This window comes from Neobacillus sp. SAB-20_R2A (assembly GCF_049568635.1).
Classification (GTDB): domain Bacteria; phylum Bacillota; class Bacilli; order Bacillales; family Cytobacillaceae; genus Neobacillus; species Neobacillus citreus.
Window position 1 is genome coordinate 798,008 of record NZ_CP145895.1, and the last position, 13,246, is coordinate 811,253.

The 13,246-nt window shown below is 39.0% G+C and carries 12 protein-coding genes; 10 read left to right on the forward strand and 2 right to left on the reverse strand.

Translation table 11 applies throughout. From position 1 onward, the window contains the following. The first annotated feature begins 2 nt into the window (after positions 1 to 2). From V5M37_RS03930 to V5M37_RS03940, 3 genes are all read left to right on the forward strand, one after another. Positions 3 to 1,379 (forward strand): dihydroorotase, encoded by a 1,377-nt coding sequence (locus V5M37_RS03930; protein ID WP_423800851.1) that lies wholly within the window; start codon positions 3 to 5, stop codon positions 1,377 to 1,379. A 93-nt stretch (positions 1,380 to 1,472) separates the two neighbouring features. Next, positions 1,473 to 1,670 (forward strand): DUF3311 domain-containing protein, encoded by a 198-nt coding sequence (locus V5M37_RS03935; RefSeq protein WP_423800852.1) that lies wholly within the window; start codon positions 1,473 to 1,475, stop codon positions 1,668 to 1,670. Further along, positions 1,667 to 3,151 carry a sodium:solute symporter family protein gene (locus V5M37_RS03940; RefSeq protein ID WP_423800853.1) on the forward strand — a complete coding sequence of 495 codons (1,485 nt, stop codon included), beginning with the start codon at positions 1,667 to 1,669 and terminating at the stop codon, positions 3,149 to 3,151. The genes V5M37_RS03935 and V5M37_RS03940 overlap by 4 nt, the downstream gene beginning before the upstream one ends. A gap of 535 nt (positions 3,152 to 3,686) precedes the next feature. Here the strand turns inward: V5M37_RS03940 and V5M37_RS03945 are convergent. Next, positions 3,687 to 4,295: a TetR/AcrR family transcriptional regulator gene (locus V5M37_RS03945; protein ID WP_423800854.1), complete on the reverse strand. Its 609-nt coding sequence runs from the start codon at positions 4,293 to 4,295 to the stop codon at positions 3,687 to 3,689. A gap of 195 nt (positions 4,296 to 4,490) precedes the next feature. Here V5M37_RS03945 and V5M37_RS03950 point away from each other — a divergent pair, with 195 nt between their 5' ends. From V5M37_RS03950 to V5M37_RS03980, 7 genes are all read left to right on the forward strand, one after another. Continuing rightward, positions 4,491 to 5,228 (forward strand): SDR family NAD(P)-dependent oxidoreductase, encoded by a 738-nt coding sequence (locus tag V5M37_RS03950; protein ID WP_423800855.1) that lies wholly within the window; start codon positions 4,491 to 4,493, stop codon positions 5,226 to 5,228. A 106-nt stretch (positions 5,229 to 5,334) separates the two neighbouring features. Further along, a complete protein-coding gene (locus tag V5M37_RS03955; protein ID WP_423800856.1) occupies positions 5,335 to 6,120 on the forward strand; it encodes an SDR family oxidoreductase in 786 nt (261 codons plus the stop codon). 210 nt (positions 6,121 to 6,330) lie between these two features. Next, positions 6,331 to 7,506: a GNAT family N-acetyltransferase gene (locus V5M37_RS03960; protein ID WP_423800857.1), complete on the forward strand. Its 1,176-nt coding sequence runs from the start codon at positions 6,331 to 6,333 to the stop codon at positions 7,504 to 7,506. Positions 7,507 to 7,707: 201 nt separating this feature from the next. Beyond that, positions 7,708 to 7,974 (forward strand): AbrB/MazE/SpoVT family DNA-binding domain-containing protein, encoded by a 267-nt coding sequence (locus V5M37_RS03965; RefSeq protein WP_423800858.1) that lies wholly within the window; start codon positions 7,708 to 7,710, stop codon positions 7,972 to 7,974. Positions 7,975 to 7,980: 6 nt separating this feature from the next. After that, a complete protein-coding gene (locus tag V5M37_RS03970) occupies positions 7,981 to 8,391 on the forward strand; it encodes a type II toxin-antitoxin system death-on-curing family toxin (RefSeq protein WP_423800859.1) in 411 nt (136 codons plus the stop codon). A gap of 671 nt (positions 8,392 to 9,062) precedes the next feature. Next, positions 9,063 to 10,328 carry an MFS transporter gene (locus tag V5M37_RS03975; protein WP_423800860.1) on the forward strand — a complete coding sequence of 422 codons (1,266 nt, stop codon included), beginning with the start codon at positions 9,063 to 9,065 and terminating at the stop codon, positions 10,326 to 10,328. Between the two features lie 80 nt (positions 10,329 to 10,408). Further along, the gene (locus V5M37_RS03980; protein ID WP_423800861.1) at positions 10,409 to 11,653 is read left to right on the forward strand and encodes a M20 metallopeptidase family protein; all 1,245 of its coding nucleotides are present in this window, start codon (positions 10,409 to 10,411) and stop codon (positions 11,651 to 11,653) included. Positions 11,654 to 12,196: 543 nt separating this feature from the next. Here the strand turns inward: V5M37_RS03980 and V5M37_RS03985 are convergent. After that, complete coding sequence (locus V5M37_RS03985; RefSeq protein WP_423800862.1) at positions 12,197 to 13,204, reverse strand: DUF3231 family protein; 1,008 nt, start codon at positions 13,202 to 13,204, stop codon at positions 12,197 to 12,199. Positions 13,205 to 13,246 lie beyond the last annotated feature (42 nt).

Here is a 13,246-nt window from a genome sequence, read left to right on the forward strand (position 1 = left end):
ACATGAATAAAGTAGAGCGCATCATTAGGGGAAAAATCGTTTTAAAGGATTCCGTTATTCAGGGTGAGGTGGGAATTAACGAAGGGAAAATCGTAAGTATTCATGAAGGAACAGGAAATTTAGATTCTGACAACATCAAGGACTTTGGTGAGTCATACGTATTTCCTGGAGTCATTGATGTGCATGTGCACTGTTTTAGTAACCCGAATGAGGGCTTTGTCTCAACAAGTACTTCCGCAGCAGCAGGTGGGATTACCACATTCCTGGATATGCCGTACGATCTTCCAAACCCAATCAATAATGTCGAGATATTCAAAAAGAAAGTGGAGCAGTTAGAGAAGGAAGCAGTTGTAGATATTTGCTTATGGGGAACGATTTCCAAGCGGAATGGAACCGATCAAATCATTCCATTAGCCGAAGCTGGAGCAGTTGCCTTTAAGATGTCAACTTTTGAAACTGATGAGTATCGTTTTCCGCGCATTCCTGATACGGAAATCTTGAAAGCAATGAAGTTAATTGAACAGACTGGACTAAGAGCGGCGTTCCATTCGGAAAACGATGAGATTATTGTTGATTTGATTGATCAATATATTAATGAAGGAAAAGTATATCCTAAAGCCCATAACGAAACTCGTCCTCCATTGACGGAAACGAGTGCAGTGTTGAAGTTAATGGAATTTGCGTACTGGACAGGCGTAAAGCTGCACATTGTCCATGTGAGTCACCCAAGAACAATTGATTTAATTAAGCAATTCCAAGCACAAGGCGTAAAAGTAAGCTGTGAAACTTGTTATCCATATTTGTTAATGGATGTGGAAGATTTAGAAAAATACGGGCCGATTGCAAAAAACAATCCACCATTAAGAGAAAAAGAAGAAGTTCAAGGTTTATGGAAGCATATTGAAGAAGGAAACATCAATCTAATCTCTTCTGATCATGCTCCTTGGAGTGCTGAACAAAAAGTAAAAGGAAACGATAATATTTTCCTTGCCTCTTCAGGACTCCCAGGTGTTGAAATTATGACACCGTTAATGTTTAACAGTACCGTATCAAATGGCAGGTTATCACCAAACGAATTTGCCAATTTAATGTCCACCCATCCGGCGGAAGTATTTTCTATTCCAGGAAAAGGGCAGATTAGTATTGGATACGATGCAGACTTTACCGTGATTGATCCCAATCAAAGAATGGTTATTGACCAAAATTCATTTAAATCTTTTTCAAAATTATCTCCATTTGATGGACAAGAATTAAATTGTAAGGTGATTTCAACCATTGTCCGCGGGGAAGAGGTTTTTGATGGAGACAATGTAAGGCAAAAACCTGGATTTGGAAAGTTTGTTCCTGGTTCTGCAGCAAAAGCAGCTATATCTTTATAATCATAAGCGGGTAACCCCCATTCAGATGGCGCAAGCCGTCATCTGGGTGGCTTTTATAAAAATATTAAAATCAATAAAGAGGAGATGAAAAGGATGAAGCCATATTATTTATTAGCAATCTTGCCTTTTATCGCCATACTGGGGGGAGCGGCTTTTGTGAATAAAGTGGAGCCGTATGTGCTGGGAATACCTTTCTTCCTATTTTGGATTATTATTTGGGCTATTCTTTGTTCCGTAATTATGGTCATTATTTATCGATTAGATCCTATTAATAAGGAGGAGGGAAAATGAATCCAGCACTAATCATTATTTGTTTATTCTTAGTCCTAAGTATTGTTTTAGGTCTCCTCGCTAAACGTGGGAAAGAGATGGGGATGGAGCAATGGGCAGTAGGAGGACGCGGGTTTGGGGGAGTATTTGTCTTCTTACTATTAGCGGGTGAAACCTATTCTGTTTTTACGTTATTGGGAACCAGTGGTTTAGCCTTTAATAATGGGGCAGCAGCTTTTTATTTGCTCGCTTTTACAGCTTTAGGAACCATTACATCCTACTGGATTTTACCTCCAATTTGGAGATACGCAAAAGAAAACAATGTCGTCTCTCAATCTCAGTTCTTCTCAAAAAAATATAATAGTAAAGGACTGGGAGTTTTTGTTGCTATTGTAGGGGTAGTTGCATTAATTCCGTATATTACCATTCTATTTAAGTCCATGGGAATTCTCGTTGCTGCTACTTCCTATGGCGCCATTCCTTCAACTGCTGCAATATGGGTAGGGATGATTGCCTTACTGGTTTACGTTATGGCATCGGGAATCCATGGATCCGCTTGGACATCTACCGTTAAAGATTTCTTAATATTCTTTGTCATTCTATTTTTAGGAATTTACCTGCCAATTCATTATCATGGAAGTATTGGAGGACTGTTCCATGCAGTCAATGAAGTAAAACCGCATGCACTTACACTGCCTGCTAAAGGATTAAGTGTACCATGGTTTATTTCCACAGTTGCGATTAGCGCATTTGCCTACTTTATGTGGCCACATAATGCTCCAACCATCTATGCATCGAAAAATGAAAAGGCCTTCCGTTTAAACGCTGTCTTGCTTCCGATTTATGCACTCATGGTGTTATTTGTTTACTTTGTCGGCTTTACCGCAATCGTTGAACTTCCAGGTTTAGAAAAAGGTGATTTTGCTTTATTAGAGCTCTCGATTAAAACGTTTGATCCGTGGTTTGTCGGAATTATCGGGGCAACTGGATTACTAGCAACACTCGTTCCGGGTTCCATGATGTTAATGTCTGCTGCCACCATGATTACCACGAACGTAATTGAACCGTTAAAATCTGATATCTCGGATAAAAGCAAAGCATTTACTGCAAAAGGATTTGTTGTTCTATTATCTATCATTTGTGCCTTCTTTTCGATGAGTGACAGTAATACCTTGGCTACTTTATATTTGACATCTTTCAGTTTGATTACACAAATGGCTCCTTCCTTATATTTAAGTTTAAGGAAGAAAAATAACATTACGAAATATGGTTCTGGAATGGGCATGTTCGTCGGAGTCGCGATTGTTGTCTATGTTACTTTTACGAAAACAACTATGGCTATGCTTTTTCCAACCCTTCCTAGCACCATTCAAGATTTAAATATTGGAATTGTTGCCCTTGCAGCCAATATTGTGATTATGTTTACAGTGAGTTTTTTTACAAAAAAGACTCTTGTTAGTGACAAAAAAGATGGAGATAATTTAACTTCTGCGGCCAGCTAACACAAGGTAAGATATAATACGGGTATTTATATTTAGTAAAATGCGGCTGACTCAAGGGGCGTTGAAAGACGACTTATTTGAGTCAGTTTTTAATTTGTCTTTAACTTTTGGTGTTGTTTAGGAATCATTTCCTTTAGGAAGGGGAAATTTCCCTTTATCCTTTGGTTGGTATCATCGTTTTTGGGGGGAAGTTATTAGAATAAGCAGCAAGAAAAACTTAATCTTTAAGGCCCTCGGAATACTCTCGGATAGAGCAGATTTATTCTCGGATAAACGGAAAATACTCTCCGTACCGTAGAATACTCTCGGAAAGAACAGAAATACTCTCGGATAAACCGGGAGTACTCTCGGATAAACGGAAAATACTCTCAGTAGCGCAGAATACTCTCGGTTAGAATAGAAAAACTCTCGGATAAGACAGATTTACTCTCGGATAAGCCGGTAATACTCTTAAGAAACATGAGGGCTTTTCAGCAATTTCAGGCGTTCACATGGGCCAGAATGCAGAATGAGGCAGAAGAACCGTCCCTCTGCCTCATTTATTATGTCCAACATATTGAAATGAGTAAATATGTGTTTTTGTTAGTTCAATGGCTTCTTGGATGAATGCTTCTGGAGTTTCTTTGAAGCCATTTTCGATCCAATTCTGGAGGAGTCCATAGAAGCCATAAGCGGTATAACGTTTAAAATAATCCATATTTACTGGGATATTGTTGATCGTTTCGAAAATAAATTGTTCCTTATAGATTTTTATGATAGTTTGAGGGAACCGTGTATGCAATCCTGGTAACGTGTCATCGTAGTTGATCAATGTGAAAAAATTCTGATTTTTATAGATGTAAGAAACGATATTAAAAGATGGGGCATTTAGCTTTGCTGTCTGAACCTTTTGTCCAGGTACATATGCCTTGCCTACGGAATCCTCCAACCCCTCAAGCATGGAAACCAGTAAATCCTCGGCCATTTCGATTTTATCTGTGTAATGGATGTAAAAGGTACTGCGATTATATGCGGCGTAATCGACAATGTCTTTTACCGTAACGGCATGGTACCCCTTCTCTTTTATAAGTTCAATCAAAGCATGTTTTAAATGTGCTTTTGTTCGATTTTGCCGTTGAGATGTTGTATTTTGTTCATTATTCATGAAAAAAACTCCCTCAATATAGACAGATTTAGCATAAGTGTCTAACTAGTCGACACTTAATGATATCTTAATGATTGTTAGTTGTGAACAAAATAGTACAATTAAATTGTGAACAATAAAGCACAGATAATAGATTTATCTATTATTTTTCTCTAGACTGTGCTAAAGAATTCTTGAATACGAGGAGGATTTAGGATGGGAAAATTACAAGACAAAGTAGCTGTGATTACCGGTGGAGCATCTGGTATCGGGGCAGCAACAGCACGTTTATTCGTTTCAGAAGGAGCCAAGGTGGTTCTGGTTGATTTAAATGAAGAAAAAGGGAAAGCTTTTGAAGCAGAATTGAAAACGCTTAATGCTGAAGCTCTTTTTATAAAAGCAAATATTACGAGTGAAGAAGACGTCGCAAATGTCTTTAAACAAACAGTTGAAACGTTCGGCAAAGTGGATGTGGTCTTCAACAATGCGGGGATCGGCCGTGTTCAGCCTTCACATGAACTAGAGTATTCAGAATGGCGCAATACCGTAAATGTTGACTTAGATGGTGTCTTCTTAGTAGCACGTGAAGCCATCCGTGAAATGCTAAAAAAAGAAGGCGGTACGATTGTGAATACGGCATCCATGTACGGTTGGGTTGGATCACCAGGATCAGCAGCTTATAACGCAGCAAAAGGCGGCGTGATTAACTTAACTCGTTCCCTTGCACTTGAATATGCAGAACAAAATATTCGTGTTAATGCATTATGCCCTGGCTTTATCGACACACCCATTATTCCGGAAGAAAGCAAGCAAGCTTTAGCTGAAGTGACACCAATGAAACGTTTAGGTAAAGCAGAAGAAATGGCAAAAGCAGTATTATTCATGGCTTCTGATGATTCTTCATTCATGACTGGTAATAGTTTGACTGTTGATGGCGGGTATACGGCGCAATAATAAATCTTGTTGACTAAGTATAAATGATGACCTTTCATCGATATAAATCCTTAATTTGAGATATTTTAATTAGAAATATTTTTTAAAACAAAGGGAGGAAATTACAATGAGTAATCGTTTTGATGGGAAAGTGGTATTAATTACAGGAGCAGGTTCTGGTTTAGGTCAAGCTTCTGCCTTACAAGTTGCCAAAGAAGGAGCAAAACTTTCACTTGTAGATTTAAACGCTGCTTCATTAGAAGAAACGAAAAGACAAGTCTTAGAAGTTGCACCAAACGCAGAAGTGTTACTGATCACTGCGAATGTGGCTGATGAACAAGCAGTTCAAAACTATGTAAATGAAACAGTTGAGAAATTTGGTAAAATCGATGGTTTCTTCAACAACGCAGGAATCGAAGGAAAACAAAACCTGACAGAGGATTTTGGCATTGAGGAATTCCAAAAAGTAGTCGGCGTCAATTTAAACGGTGTGTTTTATGGTATGAAACACGTATTGAAAGTCATGAGAGAACAAGGCTTTGGCTCCATTGTTAATACTGCTTCTGTTGGAGGTATTCGCGGGGTAGGTAACCAATCTGGCTATGCAGCAAGTAAACATGGCGTGGTCGGCTTAACAAGAAACTCTGGAATTGAATACGGTCAATATGGTATCAGCATCAAAGCCATTGCACCGGGCGCCATCATGACACCGATGGTCGAAGGTTCATTAAAACAAATGGATCCAGATAACTGGGAAGAGGTCGGAAAACAATTTGTTCAGCCAAACCCAATGAAACGTTTCGGTAAACCAGAAGAAGTAGGCTATTTAGTGGCATTCCTGCTATCTGACCAAGCCAACTTCATCAACGCAACCGTTATTCCAATTGATGGCGGACAATCTTATAAATACTAAGAAGTGTGGAGATGGTTCTCCTGCTTCAACTAATCTAGCGATAGGCGCATTTCTATAAGAAGAAATGCGCCTATTTTTATTTTAGAGGAAAGGAACCATGGGAAAAGGCGGCCAAGGTACCTGGTGCAGGGTTTGTTAGGTTTTGGTAAAATTGGATATGGATGCATTATTTTAAGAAATACATCCAATGAATGAAAAGGGGTTGGCCAAATGTTAATTAGAGAAGTGACTGAAGCTGAATACCTAGAAGCCATGAAACTATCAGAATACGCATTCCAATATAAGGTTCCAGAGGACAGCATACCGGCTCGAAAAGAAGTATTGAAAAAACACAAAATTTTAGGAATCTGGGATGAGAACATCTTGGCTGCCAAACTGCATATCATCCCGCTAAGCATTTATATGAAGGATGCTGAATGGAAAATGGGCGGCATTGCCGGAGTCGCTACCTACCCAGAATACCGAAGGACCGGTTACGTGAAATCCCTCATGATCGAATCCTTAAAACAGATGCATGATGATAATCAGATCGTATCTCTTTTACACCCGTTTGATATCGGTTTTTATCGGAAATATGGGTGGGAGATATTAACGGAAAAGAAAAAAGTGACGATTGAAAAAATCAATCTTAAGTTCCTCGAACCACAACAGGGTTTTATAAGAAGATATTCAAAAGATACGCACAATGAGGAGATAGAAAGGATTTATCAGCAGTTTTGCTGTCAGTATACAGGGATGCTGAAGCGTGAGACTGATTGGTGGAAGCGGAGCGTGTATGATGATCATTCCCAGCTTGCCGTCTATTACCATTCCGAACACGAGGCTTTGGGTTATATGCTGTACGAGGTGAAGGAGCGAAAAATGGATGTGCAGGAGTTCGTTGCCCTTGAACATGAAGCAAGAATGGGGCTATGGAATTTCATCTGCCAGCATGATTCCATGGTTGACTCAGTGACCATGGAACTTGCCAGTCAGGACCCACTTCCATATTTTCTGAAGCAGCCGAATGTGGAACAGAAGGTAACCCCTTATTTTATGGCAAGGATCGTGGATGCTGAGGAATGCTTAAAGAGGTTCCCTTTTGTTCATGAAAATGAGCCCCTATTCCTGCATCTAGAAGATTCACACGCACCGTGGAATAATGGCAGTTACCTGCTCGGTAACGGAGAAATAAAGACGTTTAAAGAAAAAACAGGCAGCCAATGTGTCCATCCCCCTAAAAAAGGGATTCGTCTGAACATCAATTCCCTATCAGCCATCCTATTTGGCTACAAAAGGCCAAGGGAACTTTATGAAATGGGCTACTTAAAAGGATCCAAAAACGAGATGGAACTGTTTGAGAAGAAGGTTCCGCCGAACAAATCAGCATTTTTTGATTTCTTTTGATCTTTTATACCACTTAAGGGTAACTTATCACCTTTTCACGAGGATATCGACAACTTTTTGAATATTATGTGATTTCTTGGTGTTTCGCTGTCCATAGCTCCCGTTAGTGTGTTAGTATTGTTATAACGTTATAATGGTTATTTTTGTATTAATGGTTATAAACCACTTTGAAAATGTATATAAATAGTGAGGAGGAACGATATGTCTCTAACGGTGGTGAAGGAAGTGGAAAGAAAAGTAACAAGAGTTGGGAATAGTTTAGGGGTTACATTTCCACAGGAAGTTTTGGAACTTTTGGGAATTCGTCAAGGCGATGAAGTACGTTTTGAAATAGTTAATGGTCAAGTTACTATCAAGAAAAAAACAAATATAAAACTGCCCAAGGGAATTGATGAAGAATTCTTGGAGCAAATGAACGATATGATAAATGAATACGATAAAACTTTTAAAAACCTTGTTGATAGGTAGGTCTTTATGGACGATGTAAAATATTTATCTGAGCATCACGTTATTTTTCTGAATGCCCACCAAATAAGATTGTATTCCCCAAAAGAACCACAAGGTTTAAAAGATGAAGGTCTTTTAAGTAGCGCGGTTAATCGTCCAAAACAGAGTGCATTTGGTGAAGATGCCTATCCTAGCATTTATGAAAAGGCAGCAGAGTTGTTTGAAAGTTTATTAAAAAATCATTGCTTTCATAATGCTAATAAGCGCACGGCTTTTGCTAGTTTGTACATGTTTCTAAGACAAAATAAATACAGATTAATTGTTCCCCCTAAAAAGGCGGAGGATTTTTGTGTTCAAATCGTTGATCCAGCACAGTCAGAGGTTTCCTTTGAAGAAATCGTCGCATGGATTCAGAAGTGGACGGAGAAGGAATGTTAAATTATCATTCTCCTAAATGGGACGGATCTGTGGTGAAGTCCTATTGTAGGTCAAAGCCCCAAAGAAATAGCTAAAACATATGTTCATGATAAGAGTTCCGCACTTCCTAGTATTCTTTGTAGCAGTGGCTAAGCACTCTAATCCCATATGATAAATATTAAAAAATTGGCTCCCTTGAGTAGGGAGCCAATTTGCATTAATAGAGTTTTTACCCGGGATGCATGGGGACGGTTCTTATGCATCATTTTCAGTCGTCTTCAACCTATGCACTGAAGAGGGAACCTGAACCGTTACCGCGCGCAGAATGAGGCAAGAGAACCGTCCCTATGCATCATCCATAGAATAATTCTGTCAATGATAGACAGAATTATTTTTTTATTGAGAATATGAAAATATTATATATAATATAAAATATACTAAAGAGTCTAATAATTTTATAGCGGGGTGATGCTTTAGGTTGGAAGTGGGAATTTGACTTTCTAACGAATAAGTAAGGAAAAAACGATATTATATGGTTTTTATTGGAAGCGCATACACACAGATTTAACATGTCAACAAGGCTCTATCTGCAAACGTCGAAACTGAGTGGTAAAACCAATAGTTTTAGTGAAATGATACTAGAGGTGAACGGTTAGTTAACACAATAAAAGACCAACAGGGGATTGATAAATATGAATAAAAAAGGCGGTATTTTTTACGGCTGGTGGATCTTGGCAGCAGGCTTCGTGATTATGACATTTCTTTATGCTCCTATTGCAAACCTCGTCTCACTTTTTACGAAGCCTGTTACAGAAGAACTTGGTTTTGGAAGAGCTGAGTTTACCATGTATTACACCATAATGGCTACAACTGCCATGATTACAGCTCCAATAGCGGGCAGATTAATGAAAAAGCTGGATATACGAGTATACATGACTTTATTTACTATTTTAGGTGCAGGAGCCTATATAGGGTTTTCATTTGCAACTGAACTCATCCATTTTCAATTATTTGCAGTACCAATGGGTATGGCCCTTGCCGGGGCCGGAATGATTCCTGTCTCCGTTCTTATTACAAATTGGTTTCATACCAAACGCGGATTAAGCTTGGGGATTGCGTTATCGGGAACTGGTTTTGGGTCTATGATTCTCAGTCCATTAGTCACTTGGATCATAACAGACTACGGTTGGAGAACAGCTTATCTGACGATTGGGATTTTAATATTGGTTGTCCTTATTCCATTGATTGTATTTGTTATAAAATTAAGCCCTGCTGATAAAGGTCTATTACCGCTTGGCGAAGAAAAGGCTTCAAATATGATGGCAAAGAAAGAGTCAGTAGGGGTAACTCAAAAGGAAGCATTCAAGACCGTATCATTTTGGGTGCTTTGCTTAGGAATCGTAGTCGGCGGGGTTGTTGTTAATAGTATGATTATTAACCTGGTACCATATTTAACGGATATTGGTACCACAGCACAACATGCTGCATTGCTATTATCAGTGGCTTCAGCAATGGTAATCGTGGCAAAGCTATTAGTCGGAAGATTATATGACAAGATTGGATTAATCAAAACTTTGGTATTTATCGTTGCATCCGATATCATTTGTTTTCTATTTTTAATGAAAGGGAATTTATTAATTCCTGGCATCCTATATACCGTCTTTTCAGCATTAGGCTCAACGGCCGTTACGGTAACACCTGCCTATCTAACAGCGGCGCTCTTTGGTGAAAAAGAATACAGTGCAAAATATGGAGCCGTATCTTTATTTACATCATTAGGCGCGGCAATTGCTCCAATCGTATCTGGATTAATTTATAATATCAATCATTCCTATGGATTATTGATCAAGATGTTAATTGTTTTTGCGGTTGTAGAATTTGTATTATTTTTCGTAGCAGTGAAAACAAAACCAAAGTTTGCTTTAAATTCAGATATCCCACAAAAAGAAGCAGTGTAATTTTGTTTTAGAAATTGAAAAGATTGCGATACCCTGCCCAAAATGGCAGGGTATTCCAAGTAAAAGGGAGGACCAGAATAATGACTTCTACTTTATCAAATAAGGTTAATTTTTTTGAGGAATCAAAGAAGTATGAAGAACAAATCATTAAGGATCGCCGCTATCTGCACCAACATCCAGAACTTGGTTTCGATTTGCCAAACACACAAAAATATATTCGGCAGCGTTTGGATGAAATGGGGATTGAAAATAAGCCATGTGGTGTCGTGCCTGAAGAAATTGCAAAGAAATATGCGAAAGCAGGATTTGGACTACAGGAAAATTGTACGGGTGTAGTCGCGACTATTGGTAAAGGTGAACCTTGTATTTTGCTCCGTGCCGATATGGATGCCCTGCCGCTTGAAGAAGAATATGATTCCGAATATAAATCGAAGATTCTGGGTAAAATGCATGCCTGCGGTCATGACTCACACGTCGCCATGCTTTTGGGCGCTGCCCGAATGTTAAAGGATCATGAAGATAAGCTGCAAGGAACCGTTAAATTAATGTTCCAGCCGGGGGAAGAATGGGGCTATGGTTCTAAGTTAATGATTGATGACGGGCTCCTTGAAAATCCTAAAGTACATGCAGCGTTTGCCATCCATATTATGCCTGACCAAGAAGCTGGTACGTTATCTGTTACCAAAGGAACCGTATCACAGGCAATGGATACGTATATTGTTGAAATCCAAGGAAATGGCGGGCATAGTTCGCAGCCGCATAAAACCATTGATGCTAATATGATTATGAATCAACTATATACCAGCTTAAACTTATTATATACCCGAGAAGTGGATCCAAAGGCAAGTGTGACCTTCTCCATTGGAGCAATGAGCGGGGGGACAGTGACAAATATTATCCCAGATAAGGCTGTCCTGCAAGGGAATATGCGCAGCTTTGATCAACAATCGAGAGATCATATGTGCAAACGGATACCGGAAATGATCGATCATATCGTCAAAGCGTGGCGCGGCGAGTATAACATTGTTGATTTCCATACACCGACTACTCACAATCATCCTGAATTTATTGATGAAATTACGCCGGCATTAGAAGCTGTTGTAGGTAAAGAAAATGTCGTGGACCTTGGAAGTTTGGGGGGATCAGAAGATTTCTCTCATATTTCTCAGGCCGTTCCCTCAGCATTTGTCGTTTTAGGAACAGGAAAAGCAGGAGAACCACCAGTGCACAACCCTCGCATGCACCAAATTGAAAACATATTCAAATACGGCGCTGCCCTACACGCCAACGTTGCAATGGAATGGCTAAAAGCTCAACGTAAATGATGCATGGGGACGGTTCTTGTGCATCATTTTCAGACGTTTTCAGCTTATGTGCAGAAGATGGTACCTGAAATGGTACCGCGGAATGAGACAAGAGAACCGTCCTATGAATCATCCTCTCATATAAACCTTGCTGTTGTGGAGCAAGGTTTATTTTTGTGGGCTTAAGACAGCGCTCGGCAATTTTTTCTGTAAGTTAAAGCCGCGAACCTATGATTTAACAGGGTTTTGGCCATTTTTACACAAACGTTTGGTTAACTACATTTCCCTGGAAATTTGTCGAATAAAGGGGCTTTGTTGTAATGCTTTGAGAGCGACCATAGCCGCTTTTATGCAAGTAATCAAGCATTTTTTTCCCCAGAGAGCATTGCGATGGGGGATACTACAACTGAGAATTTCTCGGTCGAAGCTCTTAAGAGTGTTTGTCACAGATTGTAGACAAAGGGGGTACTGCCTATGCATCAATGTCAGGTATTTCATGGAGCAAAAATGACCATGGGCCACCATCCAGCATCCAGAATGAGGAAGAAGAACCGTCCCCATGCCTCACTTTTTTGCCAACTCATCTCTATCTGCAGCCATTGGCGGCTGTTCTAGCCAACCGTTTTTAATCATTATTTTTGCTCCATCTTCTGCATATTTCGCTATTTCGGCTGAAAGCCTGAGATAATGAAGACCTATATCCTTTCTGGGGCTCAGTGCCATACTTGTTCCATAAAATCCAATACTAAGGGCAATTAGTGATGTAGTATAAAACATCATCAGTTTATCTGAAAAGGTAGAAGCTGTTGAGTCTGTTACTTCGGTATCCCATGTCATAGGAATAGGGAGGTCACTCTCACTAAGAATGGAGCCCAAAACTTCACAGTGTTTTTTAGCAATTTCCTTTCCTTTAAGTAAATATTCGGTAACCTCTTTTGCCTGAGCCACCTGACTAAATCCCATTAGGGTTGCTACCCCAAAAGCATTTCTTTGAAAGTTAGCAAAGAGATTTGTAATTTCTGTACCGATTAAAGGTCTTTTTTCTCCAAAAAAACCCTTTAAAAAGCTTTTCCTTTTAACAAAATCGATATCATCTGGTATTGGTAAATAGGGAGACCGAATATAAAGACCTTTTGATAATAAAAGCTCTTTTACCTCTCTTAGTAATGTTGTTAACTGTGAAATACACTCATTATAATGGCTATAAACATCTCCCCTGACAGATAAAGACAGATTGATGCTATATCCTTGAAGAGCAATTTGAGCTGATTGATGGAGGTAATCTAACACATATATATCTGAATATAATCTTGGAGCAGAGATAACTACATCTTCATTAAGTTTAAAACCATAAGGAATAGGATACTTTTCTTTTTTGAAGATTTCAGTTAGAGTGTTAAGATTTCCTTGAGAAATATCAAAGGCCCTTTGAAGAATAGGTTTAATCTCTTCATCCTCTATATTGGTTAAAAAAAACTTGAACTTGCATGAAATAGCACTGTCATTGATGTACGAAGCCCATAAAGAGGTAATCTCTACTGAGGTAAGTCTCACCTGATTTCCAATCTCCATAATTTAACCTCCAATAAATTCAGACAAAATTCTCTACTTTCA

Excerpts from the sequence above, each read along its gene's own strand:
- V5M37_RS03955 (WP_423800856.1), top strand. The coding sequence starts at position 5,335 with ATGAGTAATCGTTTTGATGGGAAAGTGGTATTAATTACAGGAGCAGGT.
- V5M37_RS03950 (WP_423800855.1), top strand. The coding sequence starts at position 4,491 with ATGGGAAAATTACAAGACAAAGTAGCTGTGATTACCGGTGGAGCATCT.
- V5M37_RS03965 (WP_423800858.1), top strand. The coding sequence starts at position 7,708 with ATGTCTCTAACGGTGGTGAAGGAAGTGGAAAGAAAAGTAACAAGAGTT.
- V5M37_RS03970 (WP_423800859.1), top strand. The coding sequence starts at position 7,981 with ATGGACGATGTAAAATATTTATCTGAGCATCACGTTATTTTTCTGAAT.
- V5M37_RS03935 (WP_423800852.1), top strand. The coding sequence starts at position 1,473 with ATGAAGCCATATTATTTATTAGCAATCTTGCCTTTTATCGCCATACTG.
- V5M37_RS03940 (WP_423800853.1), top strand. The coding sequence starts at position 1,667 with ATGAATCCAGCACTAATCATTATTTGTTTATTCTTAGTCCTAAGTATT.
- V5M37_RS03945 (WP_423800854.1), bottom strand. The coding sequence starts at position 4,295 with ATGAATAATGAACAAAATACAACATCTCAACGGCAAAATCGAACAAAA.
- V5M37_RS03975 (WP_423800860.1), top strand. The coding sequence starts at position 9,063 with ATGAATAAAAAAGGCGGTATTTTTTACGGCTGGTGGATCTTGGCAGCA.
- V5M37_RS03980 (WP_423800861.1), top strand. The coding sequence starts at position 10,409 with ATGACTTCTACTTTATCAAATAAGGTTAATTTTTTTGAGGAATCAAAG.
- V5M37_RS03985 (WP_423800862.1), bottom strand. The coding sequence starts at position 13,204 with ATGGAGATTGGAAATCAGGTGAGACTTACCTCAGTAGAGATTACCTCT.
- V5M37_RS03960 (WP_423800857.1), top strand. The coding sequence starts at position 6,331 with ATGTTAATTAGAGAAGTGACTGAAGCTGAATACCTAGAAGCCATGAAA.
- V5M37_RS03930 (WP_423800851.1), top strand. The coding sequence starts at position 3 with ATGAATAAAGTAGAGCGCATCATTAGGGGAAAAATCGTTTTAAAGGAT.